This window comes from Archangium gephyra (assembly GCF_042230915.1).
Classification (GTDB): domain Bacteria; phylum Myxococcota; class Myxococcia; order Myxococcales; family Myxococcaceae; genus Archangium; species Archangium gephyra_B.
In genome coordinates, this window is sequence record NZ_CP102578.1 from 4,130,544 (window position 1) to 4,151,624 (window position 21,081).

The 21,081-nt window shown below is 68.4% G+C and carries 18 protein-coding genes; 9 read left to right on the top strand and 9 right to left on the bottom strand.

The window, feature by feature from the left end:
• Nucleotides 1-10: 10 nt before the first annotated feature.
• Both NR798_RS16715 and NR798_RS16720 read right to left on the bottom strand, forming a co-directional pair.
• Nucleotides 11-2,539, bottom strand: a complete 2,529-nt coding sequence (locus NR798_RS16715; RefSeq protein ID WP_375772471.1) for an ABC transporter permease — start codon at nucleotides 2,537-2,539, stop codon at nucleotides 11-13.
• Nucleotides 2,536-3,267, bottom strand: a complete 732-nt coding sequence (locus tag NR798_RS16720; RefSeq protein ID WP_375772472.1) for an ABC transporter ATP-binding protein — start codon at nucleotides 3,265-3,267, stop codon at nucleotides 2,536-2,538. The genes NR798_RS16715 and NR798_RS16720 overlap by 4 nt, the downstream gene beginning before the upstream one ends.
• A 72-nt stretch (nucleotides 3,268-3,339) precedes the next feature.
• Here NR798_RS16720 and NR798_RS16725 point away from each other — a divergent pair, with 72 nt between their 5' ends.
• Entirely contained in the window at nucleotides 3,340-4,005 is a 666-nt protein-coding gene (locus NR798_RS16725) for an arylesterase (protein ID WP_375772473.1), read from the top strand.
• Between the two features lie 96 nt (nucleotides 4,006-4,101).
• On the opposite strand, the gene NR798_RS16730 is transcribed toward NR798_RS16725, so the two are convergent.
• On the bottom strand, nucleotides 4,102-5,286 hold the full coding sequence (locus tag NR798_RS16730; RefSeq protein WP_375772474.1) for a DUF6068 family protein: 1,185 nt from the start codon (nucleotides 5,284-5,286) through the stop codon (nucleotides 4,102-4,104).
• Between the two features lie 403 nt (nucleotides 5,287-5,689).
• On the opposite strand from NR798_RS16730, the gene NR798_RS16735 reads away from it, so the two are divergent.
• Both NR798_RS16735 and NR798_RS16740 read left to right on the top strand, forming a co-directional pair.
• Nucleotides 5,690-6,439: a zinc-dependent metalloprotease gene (locus NR798_RS16735; protein ID WP_375772475.1), complete on the top strand. Its 750-nt coding sequence runs from the start codon at nucleotides 5,690-5,692 to the stop codon at nucleotides 6,437-6,439.
• 4 nt (nucleotides 6,440-6,443) lie between these two features.
• Nucleotides 6,444-7,211 carry a trypsin-like serine peptidase gene (locus NR798_RS16740; RefSeq protein ID WP_375772476.1) on the top strand — a complete coding sequence of 256 codons (768 nt, stop codon included), beginning with the start codon at nucleotides 6,444-6,446 and terminating at the stop codon, nucleotides 7,209-7,211.
• A 140-nt stretch (nucleotides 7,212-7,351) separates the two neighbouring features.
• On the opposite strand, the gene NR798_RS16745 is transcribed toward NR798_RS16740, so the two are convergent.
• On the bottom strand, nucleotides 7,352-8,272 hold the full coding sequence (locus NR798_RS16745) for a tetratricopeptide repeat protein (RefSeq protein WP_375773779.1): 921 nt from the start codon (nucleotides 8,270-8,272) through the stop codon (nucleotides 7,352-7,354).
• 561 nt (nucleotides 8,273-8,833) lie between these two features.
• On the opposite strand from NR798_RS16745, the gene NR798_RS16750 reads away from it, so the two are divergent.
• Together NR798_RS16750 and NR798_RS16755 are read left to right on the top strand one after the other, a co-directional pair.
• Nucleotides 8,834-11,080 carry a hypothetical protein gene (locus NR798_RS16750; RefSeq protein WP_375772477.1) on the top strand — a complete coding sequence of 749 codons (2,247 nt, stop codon included), beginning with the start codon at nucleotides 8,834-8,836 and terminating at the stop codon, nucleotides 11,078-11,080.
• A 357-nt stretch (nucleotides 11,081-11,437) separates the two neighbouring features.
• Nucleotides 11,438-12,508 carry a hypothetical protein gene (locus tag NR798_RS16755; RefSeq protein ID WP_375772478.1) on the top strand — a complete coding sequence of 357 codons (1,071 nt, stop codon included), beginning with the start codon at nucleotides 11,438-11,440 and terminating at the stop codon, nucleotides 12,506-12,508.
• A gap of 42 nt (nucleotides 12,509-12,550) precedes the next feature.
• Here NR798_RS16755 and NR798_RS16760 read toward each other — a convergent pair whose 3' ends face one another.
• Nucleotides 12,551-13,006, bottom strand: coding sequence for a GNAT family N-acetyltransferase (locus NR798_RS16760; protein WP_375772479.1), 456 nt, complete (start codon nucleotides 13,004-13,006; stop codon nucleotides 12,551-12,553).
• Between the two features lie 62 nt (nucleotides 13,007-13,068).
• Complete coding sequence (locus NR798_RS16765; RefSeq protein ID WP_375772480.1) at nucleotides 13,069-13,581, bottom strand: cupin domain-containing protein; 513 nt, start codon at nucleotides 13,579-13,581, stop codon at nucleotides 13,069-13,071.
• A 558-nt stretch (nucleotides 13,582-14,139) separates the two neighbouring features.
• Between NR798_RS16765 and NR798_RS16770 the strand changes: the two genes are divergently transcribed.
• Nucleotides 14,140-16,008 (top strand): trypsin-like serine peptidase, encoded by a 1,869-nt coding sequence (locus NR798_RS16770; RefSeq protein ID WP_375772481.1) that lies wholly within the window; start codon nucleotides 14,140-14,142, stop codon nucleotides 16,006-16,008.
• Nucleotides 16,009-16,125: 117 nt separating this feature from the next.
• Here the strand turns inward: NR798_RS16770 and map are convergent, their stop codons facing one another.
• Nucleotides 16,126-16,899, bottom strand: coding sequence for a type I methionyl aminopeptidase (gene map, locus NR798_RS16775; RefSeq protein WP_375772482.1), 774 nt, complete (start codon nucleotides 16,897-16,899; stop codon nucleotides 16,126-16,128).
• A 283-nt stretch (nucleotides 16,900-17,182) separates the two neighbouring features.
• On the opposite strand from map, the gene NR798_RS16780 reads away from it, so the two are divergent.
• On the top strand, nucleotides 17,183-17,749 hold the full coding sequence (locus NR798_RS16780; protein ID WP_375772483.1) for an SRPBCC family protein: 567 nt from the start codon (nucleotides 17,183-17,185) through the stop codon (nucleotides 17,747-17,749).
• On the opposite strand, the gene NR798_RS16785 is transcribed toward NR798_RS16780, so the two are convergent.
• A complete protein-coding gene (locus NR798_RS16785) occupies nucleotides 17,739-17,903 on the bottom strand; it encodes a hypothetical protein (RefSeq protein ID WP_375773780.1) in 165 nt (54 codons plus the stop codon). The two genes, NR798_RS16780 and NR798_RS16785, sit on opposite strands and share 11 nt — an antisense overlap.
• A gap of 238 nt (nucleotides 17,904-18,141) precedes the next feature.
• Between NR798_RS16785 and NR798_RS16790 the strand changes: the two genes are divergently transcribed.
• Both NR798_RS16790 and NR798_RS16795 read left to right on the top strand, forming a co-directional pair.
• On the top strand, nucleotides 18,142-18,540 hold the full coding sequence (locus tag NR798_RS16790) for a VOC family protein (protein WP_375772484.1): 399 nt from the start codon (nucleotides 18,142-18,144) through the stop codon (nucleotides 18,538-18,540).
• Nucleotides 18,541-19,139: 599 nt separating this feature from the next.
• The gene (locus NR798_RS16795; protein WP_375772485.1) at nucleotides 19,140-20,027 is read left to right on the top strand and encodes a hypothetical protein; all 888 of its coding nucleotides are present in this window, start codon (nucleotides 19,140-19,142) and stop codon (nucleotides 20,025-20,027) included.
• A 62-nt stretch (nucleotides 20,028-20,089) separates the two neighbouring features.
• Here the strand turns inward: NR798_RS16795 and NR798_RS16800 are convergent, their stop codons facing one another.
• Complete coding sequence (locus NR798_RS16800) at nucleotides 20,090-21,070, bottom strand: MBL fold metallo-hydrolase (protein ID WP_375772486.1); 981 nt, start codon at nucleotides 21,068-21,070, stop codon at nucleotides 20,090-20,092.
• Nucleotides 21,071-21,081: the final 11 nt, after the last annotated feature.

Consider the following 21,081-nt stretch of genomic DNA (forward strand, 5'->3'; position numbering starts at 1 on the left):
TGGTGCTGGCTCAGCCGTGCACCTCCCGCAGCGTCACCGAGGGAGGTGCGTCCAGCACGCGTCGGGTGGCGAACATGCCCGCGCTCACCGCCGCCAGCACCCCCAGCCCGGCCCCCACTCCCACCAGCCGCCAGTCCGCCTGCCACGGCAGGTTGAACACTTGCGTGGCGATGACCCCGGCCAGCACGGAGGCGGCGCACGCCGCGGTGAGGCCCGACAGCAGGCCAATGGCCGCGAACTCCGAGGCCTGCGCGAGCCGCAACTGTCGGCGGCTGCCACCCAGCACCCGCATGACTCCACCTTCCAGCAGCCGTTCGTCCTGACTGGCGCTGACCGCCGCCATCAGCACCAACAGGCCCGCGAGCAGCGAGAAGTAGAACACCACTTCCACCACCGTGGAGACCTGGTCCGCGATGCTGCGCGCCTGCTTGAGCAGCGCGTCCACATCCACCACCGAGAGGTTGGGGAAGCGGGCCACCAGCTCCGCGCTGAAGCGCGTGCGCTCGGGGGGCACGTGCATCGCGGTGATGTAGCTGGCCGCATAGCCCGCGAGTGCGCCCGGGGAGACGAGCACGATGAAGTTCGGCCGGAAGCTCTCCCACTCCACCTTGCGCAGGCTGGTGACGGTGGCCTCGAGCCGCTGACCCGCGATGTCGAAGGTCACGCGGTCACCGAGCTTCCAGCGCATCGAGGTGGCGAAGCCCTCCTCCACCGACAGCTCCGGCTTCTCCGGGCGCTGCTGGCCCCAGAACGTGCCCGCGGTGACGCGGTTGTCCTCGCGAAGCGTGTCCGCGCTGGAGAGGTTGTACTCGCGATCCATCCGCCGCTGCCCGCGACGCTCCTCCTCGGTGCTGGCGGTGGCCGCGGCGGGCGGTGCCTTCACCGGCTCACCGTTGAGCGCCACCAGGCGGCCGCGCACCATGGGGAAGAGGTCCGGCGCGGGCAACCCCTGCTCGGCCATGAACGCACGCACCGGCTCCAGCTGATCCTCCTGCACGTTGACGATGAAGCGGTTGGGGGCCTCCTTGGCGAGCGCCACCTGCCAGCGGTCGAGCAGGTCGGTGCGCACGAAGGTGAGCAGCAGCAGCGCCATCAGCCCCAGGCCGAGCGCCGACACCTGTGCGACGCTGGTGGCCGCGCGCCGGCTTACATTGGCCAGCCCGTAGCGCAGGCTCCCGCGCAGCCGCGAGCGCAGCCGCCGGACGACGGAGATGAGCCCCCACGCCAGGCCGGCCAGCACGCCCAGCGTGGCGAGGATGCCGAGGAGCATCGCGGTCGCCAGCTGCGCCGAGCCGGCCTTCCACCACAGCAGCCCGGCCAGTCCCGCCACGCCCGCGAGCCCCACCAGCCAGGAGCTTGGCTCGGTGCTGTCGAGATCCCTCCGCAGCACGCGCAGCGCGGGCACCCGGCGCAGCGCGAGGATGGGGGGTGCACCGAAGGTCATCAGCACCACCAGCCCCACGCCATACCCCTGCACCGCCGGCACCCAGCCGGCCGCCGGGATGTCCAGCTTCAGCGCCTCGGACAGCCACCTGCCCACCAGCCACTGCATGAGGAAGGCGAGCAGGACGCCGATGGAGCTCGCGATGAGCCCGAGGAGGAGCAGCTCGCCACCGTGGGTGCCCACCAGCGTGCGCTGGCTCGCGCCCAGACACCGCATCACCGCGGTGCTCGACAGGTGCCGCTCGCTGTGACGGCGCGCGGCCATGGCCACGGCCACCGCCGCCAGCACCACCGACACCAACGCCGCCAGGCTCAAGAAGCGGTCGGCCCGCTCGAGCGCGGAGCGCATCTCCGGACGCGCGTCCTTCACCGTCTCCAGGCGCTGGCCTCGTGCGAGCCCCTCGCGTGCGGTGCGCACGAAGCGCTCCACCGCGTCCGGCTCTCCGGCGACCACCAGGCGGTAGCGGAGCCGGCTGCCCTCCTGCACCAGCCCCGTCGCGGGCAGGTCGGCGAGGTGGAGGAATACCCGGGGCGCGATGTTGAAGTAGTCGATCGCCGCGTCCGGCTCCTGTACCACCAGCGCGGAGAGCCGCAGCCGCGACTCGCCAACGCCAATCAGGTCCCCCAGCCTGGCGTCCAGCGCATCCGCGCCCGCGCGGCTCATCCACACGCTGCCCCGCTCGGGGATGCCAGCGGCGTCGTGCTCGGGGCCGTCCACCGTCTCCACGATGCGGAAGCGGCCCCGCAGGGGAAAGCCCTCTCCAAGTGCCCGGAGCTCTCCGAGCTTGAGCCGCTCATCGTCCGCGTCGCCGACCCGGACCATGCTGGTCAGCTCCTGCGTCTCGGTGCTCAGCAACCCGGGTGCCCCCGCCGCCTCGCGCAGGGCCTTGTCGAGGGGCGTGTCGCCGATCACCACCGCATCACCGCCGAGCAGCCGGTTGGCCTCGAGGGCGAGCGCGCGTTCGGCGCGGTCGGTGACGAAGCCAATGGCCGTCACGGCCAGCACCGCGAGCACCAGGGCGCCGAGGAGGATGCGCAGCTCTCCGGCGGCGAAGTCACGGCGCAGCTGGCGCCAGGCCATCTTGAGCAGCCTCATGACGGCCGTCCCTCGTCGGCCACCAGGCGGCCGCCGTCGAGCCGCAGCCGCCGCCCGCAGCGCGCCGCGAGGTGCTCGTCATGGGTGACGAGCACCAGGGTGGTTCCCGCCTCCGCGTTGAGCGAGAACAGCAGCTCGACGATGGCCTGGCCGGTATGGGTGTCGAGGTTGCCGGTGGGCTCGTCGGCGAAGAGCACCGCGGGCCGGGTGACGAAGGCGCGCGCCAGGGCGACGCGCTGCTGCTCTCCGCCCGACAGCTGGCGCGGGTAGTGGCCCAGCCGCTCCCCCAGCCCCACCTTGCCGAGGATGGCCCGGGCGGGCGTCTCCACGTCCGCGTCTCCGCGCAGCTCGAGCGGCAGCATCACGTTCTCCAGCGCCGTCAGCGAGGGCAGCAGCTGGAAGCTCTGGAAGACGAAGCCCACCTTCTCGCCGCGCACGCGCGCACGGCCGTCCTCGTCCAGGGCGGACAGCGGCTCGCCGTCCAGCAGCACGCTCCCGCTGCTGGGCGTGTCCAGCCCGGCCATCAGCGACAGCAGGGTGCTCTTTCCCGAGCCGGAGGCGCCGACGATGGCCACGGTGTCGCCATGGGAGATGGAGAAGCCCACCCCCTCGAGGATGGTGAGGGCTCCGGACGGAAGGGGCACGCGCTTGCCCAGTTCCGACACCTGGAGGGCCAGGCGCCGCGGCTCGGACTGGACTTGGGTGTGCATCGCGATGGGGTGGGGCATATTGGTTCTTCGTCAGGGGAGTGTCTGCTCTCGGAGCAGGCTTGTAACGGCGGCCCGGAGGAGTCGCAGCGGATGAGCCAAGAATACATGAGGGAGCGCACCCGGACGGCCGGTGTGCTCGGCTACCTGGTGGTGATACTGGCCGTGGGGCTGTCCCTGCTGGGGGCGCCTGCCGCCGCGGCCGGGCCTGGACGGACGGTGCTGGTGATGGGGGACTCGCTGTCCGCCGCCTACGGGCTCGCGCCGGAGGAGGGCTGGGTGGCGCTGACGGCCGAGCGCATGGCCCGGCAGACGCCTGGATGGCGGGTGGTGAATGCCAGCGTCAGTGGTGAAACCACCGCGGGGGGCGCCGCGCGAATCGCGGGAGAGCTCTCGCGCAACCGGCCGGAGGTGGTGGTCATCGCCCTGGGGGGCAACGACGGCCTGCGGGGCCTGTCCCTCAAGCAGACCCGGGCCAACCTGGAGAAGATGGTGAGCGCGGCCAAGGCCTCCGGTGCCCGGGTGTTGCTGGTGGGCATGCGCATGCCGCCCAACCTGGGGAAGGCCTATACGGAAGGCTTCTCGGCCAACTACCGCGCGGTGGCCGAGGCGCACCAGGTGGCGCTGCTCCCGTTCCTGCTGGAGCCCATCGCGCTGGACCGGGCCGCCTTCCAGGCCGACAACATCCACCCCATCGCCGCCGTGCAACCCAAGCTGCGCGACCATGTCTGGCCCGCGCTGGCTCCGCTGCTGAAGTGAGGCCGCCTCCGGGCCGGTGCGCTCCCGCATTCACGGGAGCCACGCCGGCTTCGGAGGCGGGGGCCGCCTGAAGGCTGACGGCGCGGAGGGCGGGCGTTACTTCTGGCCCCCGAGCCACACGCCCCACCGCACGAGCCGCGTGCCGCCCTCGGGCTCGCGCTTGCCACCGGCAGCCACGCGCTCGGTGCTGCTGGCGAGCGGCTGGAAGCGCGCCTCATAGGGAAGGCCCGCGAGCGCCGGGGCCCACGGCTCGGCCGCGTAGGTCTCCGAGAAGACGCGCTGGGTGCCCTCGACGTTCTCGGTGTTCTGCGCGGTGAGGGCGGGCACGTCGCGGCCCTCCGCGGTGAAGGTGCCACGGGTGCCGGCCGCGGCGGTGGCGGGAGGCCACTCACCGGAGGACAGCGCCTCCCAGGGCAGCCCCATCAGCAGCTCCTCGAGGCGCTCCGGCTGGGCCTGGGAGAAGTCGGAGCAGGGGGCGGCGTTGGTGTCCACGGGGCCCTCGGTGCGCAGGAGGAAGCCTCGCTCGGCGGCGAAGCACATCCGCTGCACGCTGGGCGAGGGGCCCATGTCCACGCGCCGGTCGTAGTACGCGCCCGGGCCCAGGGGCCGTTCCAGGGCGGGCACGGGGGCGTTGGCCCCGGCCGAGCCCTCGCGGAACTCGCGCAGCGCCAGCTTGAAGCCGCCCGCGGCGCCGAAGCCGGAGAGCGTGGTGTCCGCCTCGAGCAGGCCGTGGGTGAGATAGAGCGGGCCCGGCTCGTTGGCGTACACGCGCGCGTTCAGGGGGCCGTCCACGGGGCGCTGGTCGCTGACGTAGCGCGTGGCCTCCCACGTGCGGCCCGCGCTGGAGGGCTTCTCGGCGCTCTTCTCGCCCGCGAGGGGCACGTCGAGCGGGCGCGTGGTGTCCGCGCGCACGGGCAGCAGCAGATCCTGCGCCAGCCTCGGGTGGGCCAGGGGCTTGCCGGCCTCGTCCGTGTAGGCCACGCGCACCCAGACCCAGGGCTGCTGCACGGCCACCACCTCCAGCGTCACTTGGCCTGCCAGGGTGCGCGCGGTGCCGCCGCCGCGGGGCTCGGAGCTCTGGGTCCCCGAGAAGGAGTAGGTGACGCGGTCGCCCACGCGGGCGCGCTTCCAGGCGTCAGCGGCCTGCATGGCGGAGGGCTCCTGGGCCTGGGGATCAGACGGGGAGGGGCTGCTCGACTTCGTGCTCTCGCAGCCCGGGAGGAAGGACAGGGCCGCGCCCAGCAGCGCGGCGAGGGGGAGTGTGGAGTGGCGCATGTGCATGTGTGACTGGATACACCGGGAGTGTATTCACGCCCCATTTCTGGCTTCCCCCCGTGCATCCGCGTCATCCGCCGGTGGTGGCGTCCCCCCGGTTCGGGAGGCGGGCCCACTGTCCGATGGGTGAGCACCCCGTCCGAGATTCGGACAGTCGAGGTGTTATGCGTATAAACCATTGAAGATCAAAAAGTTTCACTGCCAAACGTCAGGGTGCTTTACAAGAAGTCCCAGGACGCAGGGTGTACCCATGCTCCAGGGGGAAAGCCGCATAGCCCGCTAAGCCCCTGTTTTCCGGTGTGTCCAGGTGTTGGCCCGAGGGTTGCTCATGGACAGGAGTGCGAGGCCGAGGCTGGAAACCCCAGGCGGCCGCGCCCCACCCCTGTAGTCCCCCGAAAAGGAAGCTCCCATGCGTAAGCTCTCTATGGCGTTGCTGGCCGGTGTTGCCCTCGTTGGCTGTGGTATCGACGAGAACCAGGAGATCGTCGCCAACCTGCAGCAGGCTGGCTTCCCGGCCGACGACATCCAGGTTGTCGATGGCCAGGTGTACGTGGGCAACGACGCTCACGTGACCCTCGAGGCTTCCCGCGAGATGCTCCAGGCTGAGAAGGGCCAGGAGCAGTACCGGACGACCAACCTCGTGGGCACCGGCGTGTCGAAGATCTGCGTCAACCCCACCTCCTCGTTCGCCGCCTACCCCAACCTGATGACGGGCCTGGACGCGGCCATCGCCAACTACAACGCCCGCGGTCTGCGCCTCACCTTCCAGCGCGGCGGCACGGGCTGCACCGCGAACATCACCGCGACCACCATGTCCGGCGCCGGCGGCTCCGCGGGCTTCCCCTCGGGCGGCCTGCCCTACGGCACCATCAACATCGGCACGGGCATGTCCGCCTACAGCGCGAGCGTGAACAAGCACGTCATCACCCACGAGCTCGGTCACTGCATCGGCTTCCGTCACTCTGACTACTACAACCGCGCCATCAGCTGCGGCGGCGCCGTGTCCAACGAGGGTGCCTCGACCGTGGGCGCCATCCTCATCCCCGGCACGCCCAGCACGGCCACCGTGGGCGGCTCGGTCATGAACTCCTGCTTCAGCTCGACCTCGACCGGCAACTGGACCAGCTCCGACATCGTCGCGCTGGACTACCTGTACTGAGAAAATGGCGCGACACCCCACGAGTCCATTCCTGACGCTGTGGGGTTCGCTCCTCGCGGGCACCGTCCTCCTGGGCTTCACGGCCTGTGGAGGGCCGGTGCCCGCGGATCCTCAGGTCTGCGAGGATCCGAAGACGCCGGAGGTGGGCAGCCTCTCGCAGTGCGGCCCGACGGCGGATTTCACCCCCATCAACAGCTACCAGGGCGAGTTCGCTGATGTGCTGGATGGAGAAGATGCGGTTGCCCTGATTGACGGACGCTGCACCGGAACGCTGATTGAAGCGAGCGCGGGACCGGTGGTGGTGACCGCGGGGCACTGTGTCGGACTCGGAGACCGGGCGCTGCTGGTCTTCAACTTCGAGGACAATGCCGACGGCGACCCGCTGATTACCGAGGGCACGGTCATCGAGCAATCGCTCGGGCCCGACTATGCGCTCATCAAGCTGGACGTGCTTCCCGCCGTCACGCCCGTCTTGCTGACGTCGCAGGCCAGCGAGCGGTTGGCGATCATCCAGCACCCCCGGGGCCGCCCCAAGGCCATCGCCGAAGGCAGGTACCTGGACTCCTGTAATCAGCTCGTCTACTACGCGGACCTGGACACCCTGGTTGGCAGCTCCGGCGCTGGCGTGCTCAACCGTCAAGGCCACCTGCTGGGCATCCACACCGACGGGGATTGCGACGAGAAGGGCCGTGGCTCCAACAGGGGCTGGACCGCGCAAGCGATTGTCGATGCGTCTCCGTACCTGGACAGCGCCGACATCGCCGAACGCTGAGAGCAATGAAGCGGGTGACGAGTGCCCCGCGCTTCGGCGCGCGAGGCTCCATCCGTAGGCGCAATCAGCCGCTCGCGGCCGCCACCGAGTACGCCCCCCGTCCGTCAAACCGCCTCAGCACGTCGTCCGCCCCGGGAGGCTCAGGGCATCTTCGATGCGGCCTGGTAGGCGTCGCAGGCGGGACCGAATCCGATGTCGCACCCCTTCTTGAAGAGGGCCTTGGCGCGCTCCGGATTCTCCTCCACTCCATCGCCATTCTGGTAGGCGCGGCCGAGGTTGAGGCAGCCTCCCGCCAGCCCCGCATCACAGGCCTTCTCGAAGAGGCCGACGGCTCGCTTCAGGTCTTCCTTCACACCGTGCCCGCCGATGTAGTGCACGCCGAGGATGTTGCAGCCGTTCATGTCCCCGCCGTCACACGCTTGCGTGAGGAGCTTCGCGGCACGCTCCTCATTCTTCTCCACTCCGCTACCCTCCGCGTAGGCGAGGCCGAGACTGAAGCAGCCGACGGCCGCGCCCGCGGTGCAGGCCTTCTCGTAGAAGGTGGCGGCGCGAGCCAGATCCTTCGTCACTCCGTTGCCCCGCGCGTAGGTGATGCCGGCGTTGAAGCAGCCCTTCGCGCTCTTCGCGTTGCAGGTCTTCTCGAAGAGGGCGAGGGCCTGCTTTGGATCCTGCTTCACTCCCGCACCTTGCGCGTAGGCGATGCCGAGGCCGTTGCACGCGTCCAGATGGCCCTTGTCACACGCCTTCTTGTGGAGGGAGGCCGAGCGTTCCGCGTCCTTGGCCACACCCAGCCCCTGCGCGTAGGCCATACCCAGTTTGTAGCAACCTTCCTGGTCGCCCTTCGTGCAGTTCTTCTCGTTGACCTTCGCGAGGCGGACCAGTTCCTCCTTGTCCTTCTTCGAAGCCTCCGCTTTCGCCGCATCCTCCTTGGGTGTCTGCTCCTTGGGTGTCTGTTCCTTGGGTGCTTGAGCCTTCGGTGCTTGAGCCTTCGGTGCTTGAGCCTTCGGCGCCGCGTGCGCGTGCCCGTCTTGCGCGGAGCTGCGCGCCCCCAGCAGAACCACAGTCAAGGTGAGCCCGAGCACCCAGGGGCGCCGGCTTGTCTCGGTGGCAGAGTGATACATGTGGAATCCCTTTCCGGGCATGATGGCCCGTCGCTAGAAGTTCAGTATTCCCATGATATGGGGTTCAGGCGCAGGAGGGGAGGGCCTTACGAGGAGCTTCGTGCAATCCCCGTCGGCTCACTTCTCGCGCAGCCGGAGGAGCGTCTGGTCGGGGGCTCCGGCGCGGGCGTGCTCAACCGTCAGGGCCACCTGCTGGGCATCCACACCGACGGGGATTGCGACGAGAAGGGCCGTGGCGCCAACAGGGGCTGGACCGCGCAAGCGATTGTCGATGCGTCTCCATCCGTCAAGCCGAGAGTTGCCAGCCCCCGGGGCGCCAGGCCCGTGGCGAGCCGGTGCATGTCAGCCCCCCTTGTAAAATGAGGCGCCCCCTGTATCCGCGGGGGGAGGGGGGATCACCCATCCACTGACCATCACCTGACCCACACGTGGCCTGCCCACGTGCGTGCGCTGCATTCGCATTTCCACATTCCCAGACACATTCCAGACGTAGACCCTTTCATGAACGCCTCTTCCCATTCCTCGAAGTTCCAACTGTCTCGTCGTTTCGTTTTGACCCTGGCCTGCGGGCTCGGTGCCCTGGCCGGTTGCGGTGGCCCCGCGGAGTCCCCGGAGCAGGACGAGCCGCTCGCCACCCGCGAGCTCCAGCAGCCCCTGCTCCTGTCGGGCACCAAGTGGCCCCGAGGCCAGGTCCCCGTGTGCTGGGATGCGGAGACCCTGGCCCGCCCGGACTTCGCCACCCGCTCCGTCCAAGTGCGCCGGTTGGCCAACAACTCCTGGCCCACCGTGGCCAATGTCGAGTTCACCGGCTGGGGTGCCTGCCCGGCGAACACGGCGGCCATGGTGGTGGTGCGGCTCCAGGACTCCTTGTCTGCCAATACCGATGGCATCGGTTACAGCTCCACTTCGGCGCGCATCATGACGCTCGGGGTCAACCGCTCCGACTTCGACGGGGGCCTGGTTCCCCACGAGTTCGGCCACGTCCTGGGCTTCGCCCACGAGATGGCGCGCTCGGATTTCCCGGATGACACCTCGGGTCCGTGCGCGGAGGGCAACGTCTCGGGGGACATCCTCCAGACCCCGCCGGACCGCCAGTCCATCATGGCCTCGGACTATTGCCAGACCAATGTCTCCCTGAGCGGCTGGGATGTGCTGGGCTCGCAGAACGCCTACGGACGGCGCGCGCAGGGCTTCTCGCAGCTCCTCACCGCCTGGAGCCCGTACCGCACCGACCATGCCAGCGTGGCCACCCAGGTGGGCCGCAACAGCGTGGCCGAGGCCGCCTACGCCTTCGCCTACGTCGAGGGGTGGTTGTTCGACCAGCCCGCCCCGGGCACGGTCCCGCTGAAGCTGTATTACAACAGCTCGCGCGAGGACAACTTCACGCTCGCCACCTCGGCCTCGGAGAGCGCCGCGCAGGGCAGCGGCTACTACCTCGCGCGCACCGAGGGCTACCTCTACCCCACGCAGCAGCCGGGCACCGTCCCGCTCAAGACCTTCTGGAGCTCCGCCCAGCAGGACTACTTCATGACCAGCACCTCCCAGGGGGAGGCGGCGGCGCTGGCGTCCGGGTACGAGCTCGTGCGCATCGAGGGCTACCTCTTCCAGGACGTGCCCTACGCGCTGGGCTGGGCGTACTGGAACGCGGCGCGCACCGACAACCTGCTGACGTCCCAGGGCTCCTCGCTGGCCGTGTACGCCGGCGGCAATGGCTACGAGTTCTCCGGCTTCGACAACCTGGTGCTGAAGTACGCCATCCCCGGCACCGCGGCCCTCAAGACGTACCGGGGCGGGCCGAACCTGGATCATTTCGCCACGGGTACCGCCCAGGGTGAGCTGGAGGCCGTCAACTCCGGCTACTCGCTGGTGGGCACCGAGGGCTACGTGTTCACCTCGCAGGTGTCCGGCTCCACCCCGCTGAACTCGTATTGGAATCCCACCCGCCGCGACAACTACACCACCAGTAGCCGCGGCAGCTGGGCGACGGGCAGTGGCTACGCCCTGACGCGGGCCGAGGGGTACGTGTACGCCATCAATTCCTCCTCCACCACGAGCCCCGCTCCCTCCACGACGAACACCCTCGTCTACAGCGCGAGCAACACCAGCAGCGCCACGATGAACACGGTCAACCAGGGCATTGCCCTGACGGCGGGACAGACCCTCACCCTGGGCACCTGCGGCGTGACGGGGGCGTCGTATTCCGGTGACACCTACCTGCGCCTCTACAACCCGAGCGGCACGCAGGTGGCCTACAGCGATGACGCGTGCGGTGGCACCGGCTCGAACTTCACCTACACCGTGCCGGCGGGCACTGCCGGCACCTACCAGCTCCGCGCCGGGTGCTACTCCAGCGGCAGCTGCAGCGGCACCGTGGCCTGGACCATCTCGGGGGGGACCTCCCTGCCGCCCTCGAGTGGCACGACGCTCACCTACAGCGCGGGCAACACCAACAGCGCCCAGGCGAACACGGTCAACCAGACCATCGCCCTGGCACAGGGGCAGACCATCACCGTGGGCACCTGCGGCGTGGCCGGGGCGTCGTTCACGGGGGACACCTACCTGCGCCTCTACGGGCTGACGGGCTACCAGGTGGCCGCGAACGATAACGCGTGCGGTGGCGCTGGCTCGAGCATCACCTACACCGTGCCGATCGGCGGTGCCGGCTACTACGAGCTGCGCGCGGGTTGTTACTCGAGCGGTAGCTGCAGCGGCACCGTGGTGTGGACCGTGGCCTGGGCCGTCCAGTAATCCGGCCACTGGGCTGCTCGGAGCGCGCCAGGACGCGGCGAAACTTCTGAGGGGCCTCCGGGGCGCCCCGCGCCTACTGCGCGGGGCAGCCGACGGAGGAGCTGTACTGGGAGCCCCAGCCGCCGTCACTGGCACGCAGTGGGTGCGCTCGGGAGGCCCTCAGCGAGTTGACGACGAGAGTGAGCATTCGTGGCATGTGACTGTCACGGATACCCATGGAACCTCCAGCGGCGCGGCCCCCGGAATGGGAAGGCCGCGGGGCCTGGTTGGCGTTGTCCCGGCCCAGCCAGGTGGGCGCGCGAGTGCCTCTGGGCCGCACGTGCCGTCCACCCCACTTCCGGTAGAGTCCGGCGGCACATGCTGATGCTCCGGACGCTTCCCGCCGCAGTGCTCGTCTTCCTCCTCCTTCCCTGGCGGCTCGAGGCCGCCACGCCTCGAGCGAAACCCTCGGACAATCCCTGGGTCGTCATCCTCGGCAGCAAGCCACAACCCGCCGAGGCCCAGGCACTCCTCGACTCGATGCAGGAGAAGAAGCCGCTCCAGTGGCTGAAGCCCGCCGAGGGCTTCCCGAAGCTCTTCGAGTCCGCGTCACTGCCCGGGCTCGCGCCGGGGCTGAACGTGCTGGTGCTGGGCGTGTGCGGCACCAGGGAGACGGCTCTCGCCGCGCGAGCCCGCGTGCTGCCCATGGTGGCGGACGCCTATGTGAAGCAGCTCACCGGCCCCGCTCCGCTGGCCTGCCCCACCTCCACCCCGCTCAAGGCCAGACTCCCCAAGGGCGCCGTACAGCTCGCCTCCGTGCCCTTCACGCAGGACAAGGTCTTGGTGCTCTCCGTCTACAAGGTCAACGAGCGCTCGGTGATGGAGTGCAAGACGAACGATCTGCTCATCCGCTTGGAGTATGGACGCGAGGTGCTCGCCCAGGAGTCCATCGGGGGCGATTGCCGGGGGGTCTGCACACCGGAAGAGAAGCGGGAGGGCGAGGAGCGGATGGCGGAGATCGCGAAGCGCATCAACAACGACGAGGGCAGCACGAGCGAGCTCGATTACAACTTCGTCGATTGCCAGTCGTACACGCCGGAGTTCCTGGGAGTGCTCGGTGACTACGAGCGACCGCTGCTCTTCGTGTCGACGGAGCATCTGGCCCATCACGACGTGCTCAAGAGCTACGTCCACGCCGTCGGAGTGGCCTGCGGGAAGATCTCCGTGTCGGACTACGACGACGAACCGGGCCCCCACTCCCACCCCGTGAGCTATTTCGCTCGGGCCGAAGCGCGTCGCTCGACGAAGGAGAACGCCGACGAAAACATGTTCGAGATCGGCGTGCGGGAACAGGCCCCTGCCGCGAAGAACGGCGAGCCCCTGGTCTGGAAGACGGTGGCCACGCTCGAGGAGGAGGGCTGCGAATGGGGTCTGTGGATGGAGCGTTGAGCACTCCGAGATACGCTCTCTTCGACGACCCACGTCGCGTTGTCACTTCCTCGAATCAAGCCTCATGAGGACTTCGGCAACTCCACCCGGGTGAGGCGGGTTCTCGTTGAGCATGGCGTGGAAGCCACACTTCTCGAGGACGCGGATCGACGCGAGGTTGTGGCGCGCGACCCATGCATGAAGCGGCCGGGCGGGCTCGAGCACGAGAAACTCAGAGAGGGCCCGAGTGGCGATGCCTTTGCCCCAATGCTCGCGACCAATCCAATAGCCGACGAGGCGCTTGGCATCCTGTTCCCAACTGCCGATGTTCCCAACGACCACGTGGCCCATGACAATGGTGCGGGTGACGTTTTCAGGGCGGAGAACATTTGTGCGCCAGTGGGTCATGAACGCGTCGCGCTCCCGCGATGAAAATGCGGCCATGCGCAGCGCTTCTGGGTCGCGCTGGTGCTCGAAGAAGATGGGAAGGTCCTCATCCGTGACGTTGCGGAGGATCATTCTGAAAAGGCTCCGTCCAGTCTGCGCCCCGAGGGAGGTCTTTTGGGGCGAGGCGTGTGGCTCTACGGGGCCTCGACGGTGTTGAAGAAGGACTTGATGACCTGCTTGCCCTTCACCTCCCACACGATGACCTGGCCCTGGCGGATGAAGTAGCTGTCCCCGGCCTTGTAGGAGTGGGAGTTGCCCGCCTCGTCCGTCAGGGAGACCTCGCCCTCGAGGATGGTGGCGTGCTCGGTGAAGGGGAAGTGGATGAGGATCTTGCCCGTCGTCGCCTTGAAGAGGCCCGCGGCCACGGGGCCCTTGGCGTAGTCGATGCGGGCGAAGATCTCGGGGGTGCCCTCCAGCACCTTGCCGCCCAGCGCCTCCGGCGCGCCCAGCGCCACGAACCCCGCCTCGCTCACCGGCGTGCCCCGGGGCGAGTAGACGATCATCGGCGTGGGGCTGGCCTCGGCGTCGAGGGCCGCGGTCGTCGAGGCCGCCTCGATGGCGTCTACCGGCTGCGCACCGCCACAGGCCGTCAGGAGAGCGGCGAGAGCGAGACCCAGCAGACGGTGGAGGCGAGCGAGACGGAACATGGCGGCTCCCGGTTACGTTGTTCGCGAATATTTATGACACCCGCTGAATCCAATGTCTATGCAAATTCGGAGTGGGGTGCGAAAAAACAACCGGGAGGAGAGCCTACTTTGGGCGTTGTATGTCTACCATTGGTTGAGTCTGTCTACCCTTGAGCCTGTATGCCTTCACCCCCGAGGGGAGGCGCGACAGGGAAGGGCGGACCACCCGTTGGTTTTGTACGTCTTTGCGGGAAAAAATCAATGGGGCTGTGCTCGAGGGGAGCCGGCCCGGAAAGGCCCGAGTCTTCCGGCCCAGCCCTTCCAGTTGCGTTCGCGGCGGGCGTTCAGCTCGCGCATGAAATGGAGGGAGAGCGCTCCAGAGTCACGTCGGACCCTCCTTCGTCATGCAAGACCCGTCTATTCCATCGCAATGACATCCGTATGATGGCGTGTGGATTCTTTCCCATAGCCAGACAGATTGGAGCTCTGATGAGGAACAGCCGGTGGGTATGTTTATTCTTCAATCTGTTGCTTGGCACCCTGGCGCGGGCCGAGGCGCCCGCGAGTGGACCGGTGTGCATGGCGAGCTCCGCGTCACCTGCCTCCCAGCGTCTCAAGAAGGTGGGCGAGGAGGTCGTGCGCCGTCTCGAGTCGCCCCACCCGTATGCGGGCCTGCTGCCGCCCTCCGTCAGCGGCGCCCTCCACGCGGGCACCCTCATCCACCCAGGGGCCTCGTACATCGCCCCGCACTTCGCCGCGCTCGAGTTGGAAGAGGGGGACTACCTGCTGGTCCGCTCGCCAGACGGCTCGCGCTCGTGGCGCTACGACAACTCGCACCCGGGCGCGCGTGACGGCTTCTGGGGTCTTCCCATCCCAGGAGATACCGCTCTCATCGAGCTGCACAGCCCCACGCTGAACCGCCGCGGCGTGCTCAACAAGTATGGCTACCGCATCGACAAGTACGCGCGCGGCTTCTCCTCCCTGGAGTTGGAGCTGACGGGCGGCATCCAGATGGAGCTCCTGTGTGGAGGAGACGATTCCGGCCAGGCCCGCTGCTACGAGACCAGCGAGGCGCAGATCTACAACCACGCCCGGCCCGTGGCTCGCCTGCTCATCAATGGCACCAGCGCATGCACCGGCTGGCTCGTGGGCAACCAGGGCCACCTGTTGACCAACAATCACTGCATCAGCACGGCCACGGACGCCCAGAACACCACCTATGAGTTCATGGCCGAGGGCACCACCTGCGCCACCCTCTGTGACTCGTGGGGCGCCTGTCCGGGCACGGTGGTGGCCACCAGCGCCACGTTGGTGAAGACGGATGCGCCACGTGACTACACGCTGCTGCAACTGCCCACCAACCCCACCGGCACCTACGGCTTCCTCCAGTTGCGCCCCACCAGCGCGGTGGTGGACGAGCGCATCTACATCCCCCAGCACCCCTCGGCCTGGGGAAAGAAGATCGCCGTCACCTCCAGCGCCACCGCCGATGCCTCTGGCTACGCCGAGGTGTACAGCCTCAACGAGACGGCCTGCCAGGCGGGGGGGCCCAGCGACGTGGGCTACTACGCAGACACCCAGGGAGGCTCCTCGGGCTCGCCCGTGCTTGGCTACGCCGACCACCAGGTGGTGGCCCTGCACCACTGCGCCAACTGCCCCAACCGCGGTGTGCCCCTCCGGGCCATCATCGAGCACCTGGGCAGCCTCCTGCCGCCCTGCGCCCTGCGCGGCGACACATGCCCGGATCCCTGGGGCGCCAATGGCGAGCCCCCGCTGCCGCCTCCTGCTCCGGAGAACGCCTTCGCCTACAGCGCCATCAACACCAACAGCGCCCAGCAGAACACGATGAACCAGCGCCTCACCGTCAACGGAGGGGAGATCGTGGAGGTGGGGACCTGCAACCTCACCGGTGCCACCGCCGCCGGAGACACCTACCTGCGCCTGTACGACAGCACCACGGGGGCCCAGGTCGCCGTCAACGACGACTCGTGCGGCGGCCACTCCTCGTACCTCAAATACACCGTGCCGGCGGACAAGGGCGGGACCTATGAGGTTCGCTCCGGCTGCTACTCCAACGAGAGCTGCGAGGGCACCGTGGTGTGGCGCATCAGCGTGACTCCGCCCGTCACCACCGGCTCGTTCACCTACAGCGCCAGCAACACCCGCAATGCCACCCGGAGCACCGTGGATTACAAGGTGATGCTGAACGACGGGCAGACGGTCCAGCTCGGCACCTGCGCCGTGGCGGGCTCGTCTGGCAGCGGTGACACCTTCCTGCGGCTCGTCAACGCGGCCGGCCTGGAGGTGGGCGCCAACGACAACGCGTGCGGCTCGCTGTCCTCCCTGAGCTACACCCTCCCAGTGGGGGCGGGCGGCACCTATACGATTCGCGCCGGCTGTGCCTCCAATCGCAGTTGCAGCGGCACGGTGGCCTACACCTTCCAGTAGGCGCTCGGCCCACGCGCCTTCAACGAGGGCGGCTCCTTCCCGGGGGGGCGCGGCGGACTGGAGCGCCCGGGTCACAGCACAGGTCCATGGGGCCCTTCTACCAGTGGCCGGGGCCGCTCACGCGCTCCGGAAGTCCTCGGGCGGGAGGGTGAGCACTTCGTATCCGTCGCGGGTGATGAGCACGGTGTGCTCGAACTGGGCCGACAGGCTGCCGTCCGCGGTGAGCACCGTCCACCCATCTGGCAGCACGCGGATGTCCGCGCGGCCCAGGTTCACCATGGGCTCGATGGTGAGGACCATGCCCGAGCGCAGGGTGATGCCCGTGCCCTTCTTTCCCACGTGGGACACATGGGGCGGCCCGTGCATCTGGTGGCCGATGCCATGGCCGCCGAACTCGGACACCACGCTGCAGCCCTCCTGGTGGGCCAGCTCCTGGATGGCGGCGCCGATGTCGCCGAGCTTCGCGCCATGGCGCACCACGGCGATGCCCGCGTCCCGGCACCGCCGCGCGACGTCCACCACGTGCCGGGCCTTGGCGGACACCTCGCCGATGAGGAACGTGGCCGAGGTGTCGCCATGAAAGCCGTTGAGGCACGTGGTGACGTCCACGTTGACGATGTCCCCGGGCATCAGCCGCTCGTCCGGGCGGGGGATGCCATGGCAGACGACGTGGTTGCGGCTCGTGCAGACCGCCGCCGGAAAGCCCTTGTAGCCCAGCTGGCTCGGCGTCCCCCCGCGCCGGGCCGTGTCCTCGCGCACCCACGCGTCGATGTCCGCCGTGGTGATGCCCGGTGCCAGCTTGGACGCCACATAGGCGAGCGTGCCCGCAGCGGCCCGTCCCGCCAGCCGCAGCCGCTCGATTTCGCCGTCCTTCATCAAGGGAATGCTCATGGCGGGCAAGATGGCGGCGCCTCGCGCGTGGCGTCCAATGCTGTCTTCGCATGGAGCGCGGGCCCGGTTCTGCCCCGTTCCCCCCAAGGGCCGCCGGGGCAAGGGCGAGCCGTGGGCGACGTTCCGGCGGCGAATCCCGCTGAGCGATGCCGAGCTGCGGATCATCGCCGGGAACGTCGCTCCCTACCTGGAGCGCCCGCGTGCAAGCCGCAATACGGAGTGATGTTCCCTCGCTTGACCGCCGGCCCCGCGATGTGATGGTTGCTGCTCTTGGAGGGCTTCAATGCTCGGGATGATTCTCCTCGGTGTCGCGGGTGTTTTGGTCCTTTTCGTAGGGGTGGTGGCCAAACGGCCGTCCGCCTATCACGTCGAGCGCAAGCTCGCGGTCGCTGCTCCAGCCGAGCGCGTGTTCGGTGTTCTCAACGACCTCCATCAGTTTGCCGGTGTCTTGGTCCTTTTCGGGTCGCCGTTGGAGAAGCTCGCTCCCAACATGCAGAGGACCATCGAAGGCCCCGCGGCCGGCGTCGGTCAGTCGTGTTCGTGGAGCAGCAAGGAGGCCGGAAAGGGCCAGATGACGATCGAGGAGAGCGTCCCTGGTCAGAAGGTGCTCATGAAGCTCGAGTTCGTGGAGCCGATGAAGTCCACGGCAACCTGTGCGCTCACCCTTGCGAGTACGCCGGCCGGCTCGTTCGTGACGTGGTCGATGGAGGGGAACCACAACTTCATAGGCAAGGCCTTCGGCATGTTCATGGACATGGACAACATGCTCGGCGCCGACATCGAGAAGGGGCTCGCCCGGCTGAAGACCATCGCCGAGGGCAATCAGGTGGCGATGCCGGTCAGTCGATGAGCCCATGGGCTCGGAACATCCGCTCCAGGATGTCGCGGAGGACCGGCTGCTTGCGCTGGTTGTAGTCCATCACCCTGCCGCCCTCCGCGTTGATCTGCGCCGCCGACGCGAACTTCGCCGCGGCGTACTGCTCACGATCCTCCGGGTGGGCGATGAGCTAGTCCCGCAGCATGCGGTGCCGGATGGCCTCCGGGCAATCGGGCCGACCGTCTCTGGCTGGTATGGGAAGGCGTGACCCTGGACGAGTACCCGCATCTGCTGGCGTGGTTCGAGCGCGTGCGCGGCAAAAATTTTTCTTTTTCGCGCTTGTCGACTTCATGCGTCATCATTCCTCGTCAGGGTGCGGGACCTGTAATCAACTCACCAACTCACCTTCCAACGTGGGAGACGTCATGAACAAGCAGATCATCTTCAACCTGCCGGTCAGGAACCTGGACAAATCCAAGGCCTTCTTTTCCGCTCTCGGCTTCAGCTTCAATCCGCACTTTTCCAACGAGAGCGCGGCGTTCATGGTCGTCGTGGACGGCAGTATCAATGCCATGCTGATGACCGAAGCCTTTTTCAAGAGCTTCATCAACAAGTCCGTCGTGCAGGCGAAGGAGGCCAACGAGGTCATCATCTGCCTGAGCTGCGAGAGCCGGGAGGAAGTCGACAGCCTGATCGCCAAGGCCACCGCCGCCGGCGCCCGCATCCCGCATCCGCCGGAGGATCACGGCTTCATGTATGACCAGGGCTTCGAAGACCTCGACGGCCACCTCTGGAACCTGGTCTGGATGGCGCCCCAGGCTTGACCGGGCCACCGCGCGGAGCCTTCGCGCGAACCTGTCGCGCTACCGGTTCTTGCCCTTCCCGGAACCGGAGCCGACGGAGCAGGTGCCCGCCGGTGCTCGGATCTTGATCATCGGGCACATCGGCTGCTGAGACTTCTTCCCACTGCTGCCCACGACGCAGCTGTTGTCATAGGTGGACTTGGTCGTGCTTTGGGGACAGGCGGTGGGGCTCGTCGGATTGCCCTGTGCGTCCGCGCTAAAGCAGATCCCCACCTGCTGAAGGTTGCAGGCGTTGTCACAGCTCAAGGTCACACTCTCGGCCGGGACATTGCCGAACGCCTTCTGGAGCGTCGCCAGCGCGACCTGGCTTCCGATGTTCTGCAGGGGTGCCTTGATCGCCTCCGAGCGACTGAAACAAGCGGAGCGCGCTCTGGTAGAAGGCCGGCTGGCTCAGGCCCGAGCAGGTGCCATGCTTGGGCCACTCGTGCGCGCCCAGCCCGTCGAGGACTGAGGGCGGGAATCCCACCTTCCATCCACTCACGTCACAGGACGGACACAGCCCCCGCCAGCGGCATGTCATGGGCTTGTGGTAATCGGGAGGCCCCACCTGGAGACCCCCCATGCAACTCCGCACCCTTGCCCTCGCCAGCCTCGCCGCGCTCGCGGCCTGTACCAACGACATTCCCGAAACCGCGGAGGAGACCGGCGTCAGCACCGCCGCGGCGACGGCCACCCGCCTCTACGCCTCGGTGGGCGACAACGAGCTCAGCTTCGAGACGCTCGGCACCTTCGAGGAGCGTGATGGCGTGCGCGCCCTCATCATCCGCGCCACCGCCAACCGCTACCTCTCGGGTGTCCTGAGCTTCGTCCCCGACGACGCCTTCGGGGACGCGCACATCATCAGCGAGCGCCGGTTGGAGATCGTCCTCCACGAGGGCCACGAGCTCAACACCGTGCTCTCCGGCCTGCCGCTCTTCGTCCGCGTCGACACCTTCACGGGCACGCCGCGCTCGTACACCGCGCGCATCGTGATTGCCCCGCGGTTCTTCGACTTCCGCGGCGACAGCGGCATCTGGATCGACGAGGTGGTGAACCCCATCTACGTCGTCCAGGGCAACACCAACCTCCTCTATCGCGGCCACGCCTCGGTGTCCGGGTACGTGGACTGGCTCTCCGTCACGGCGCCCGACGGCATCCCGCAGGTCTACGGCCGGCCCAACTACCGCCTCGACTGGTCGTACCCGGCGCTGCACCAGGCCATCGATCCGCACACCGTCCCACTCACCTTCAGCGCGGGCGCCGATGACGGCGTGGCCATGCAGAAGACGGCGCGCCTCGTCGCGCGCGTGACGGAGTTCGCGGTCACCGATGGCGACGCCTACGACGTCTGGCCCAGCCCGGACTGCGACCCCACTGTCTACACCTGCTACCACTCGCAGCCCGCGGGCACGACGGACTTCGGCCAGTGCGGTACCTACCGCCAGGTCCAGCGCTGCACGTACCCGTGACGCCGCGGGCACCTCGGGGAGGTGGCGCGCCTGCCGCTGCCACCTCCCGGGGTGACCGTGGGTTACTGCAGCTTGGTGGTGTAGTTGGCCGGGATGTACTCGTACCCCTTGCCCTGGCCGCCCACGTGGCCGAGGCCCGGGAACGAGATGTGGGCCGCGCCCACCCAGTGGCCCTGCTTCGCCGCGTCGGCGAAGGCCTTCTTGCGCTGGGCCAGCGCCGCCTTCGAGTCAGTGTCGAACTGGATGCTCACCGACGGCTCGGGGAACTGCACCGCCGCCGCGTGCACCAGGTCTCCCCACAGCACTAGCTTCTGGCCCTTGCTCTCCACGGAGTAGTTGCTGTGGCCAGGGGTGTGGCCGTGCGCCCCGAGGGACTTGATGCCGGGCACCAGCTCGGTGTCACCCGTGAAGGGCTTGAGCTTGTCCGCCGTGGCGTAGGGGGTCAGCATCGCCGTGGCGCCCTGGAACATCGGCTGCATCTCCGCGGGCGCCTTCTGCATGTTGTCGGCGTTGAGCCAGAAGTCCGCGTCGGCCTTGTCCACATGCACGGTGGCGTTGGGGAACGTCCGCTTGTCCCCGGTCATCAGCCCGCCGATGTGGTCCGGGTGCATGTGGGTGATGAGCACGGCGTCCACCTGCTCCGGCTGATAACCGGCCGCCTTCAGGTTGGCCACGAGCTTGCCGAGCGTCGGGCCGTAGAGGTTGCCGGCCCCCGAATCCACCAGCACCAGCTGGGAGCCCGTGTTGATCAGGTAGGCGTTGACCGAGGTCTCCACGGGCGACTTGAGGTGCGCGCGCGCGAGGGCCTTGTCCAGCTGGGCGGGCTTGATGTTGGTCAGCAGCTTGTCGACTGGCAGGTCGAGGGTGCCATCGGACAGGGCGGTGATTTCGAAGTCGCCCAGCATCATGCGGTAGTAGCCCGGCGCCTGGGCCTTGACCTGGGGCGCGGCGGCCTGAGCGGTGGTGGGCACGAGCACGGCGCCGCTCGCGGCGGTGAGGAGCGCGGCAACCGCGGCACGCCAGGGGGAAGGACGCATCTTCATCGTGAGTCTCC